The organism is Citrobacter sp. VF227 (assembly GCF_052950715.1).
Map to the genome: position 1 here is coordinate 1 of NZ_JBRFVF010000311.1, position 489 is coordinate 489.

At 65.0% G+C, this 489-nt stretch carries 1 protein-coding gene; it reads right to left on the reverse strand.

Annotation, left to right across the window (positions count from 1 at the left end; genetic code table 11):
- The coding region (locus tag ACU8YC_RS26475; RefSeq protein WP_446896191.1) for an N-acetylmuramoyl-L-alanine amidase at positions 1 to 458 on the reverse strand (458 nt) is incomplete at its 3' end.
- Positions 459 to 489: the final 31 nt, after the last annotated feature.

Consider the following 489-nt stretch of genomic DNA (forward strand, 5'->3'; position numbering starts at 1 on the left):
CTGTGGCCGATGATGGCGCCCGGTTTCAGGCCATGACGCGCCATGATGTCCTTGAGCAGTACCACCAGCGCATCGATCTGCGCCTGCGAGTAGGGATACCAGAGCCGCCGTCCGTCCGCGCTCTGCTCGTAGCCCTGATTGACCAGCTCGATGCCGATCGAGGTGGCGTTCAGCCAGGTACGCCCGTTCCATTCGCTCTCCCCGGCATGCCAGGCGCGGCGATCCTCGTCCACCAGGCGGTAGATGGTCGCCGGCGACTCACCGATCAGGTAGTGGCTGCTCACATCGCGCCCGCTGAGCAGCTCCAGCGAGCGCGGCAGGTCGGTGGAGGTGTAATGCAGCACGATGAACTGGACGCGGCTGTCGTGGCCGATCGAGCTGTGGCTGGTGTCGATGCGTGGGCCGCTGGCACAGCCGGCCAGCAGCAGAAGCAAGAGGGTAGCGGAGAGCAATTTCATCGGGACGACCTCTGTGTCGACGGCGCAAATG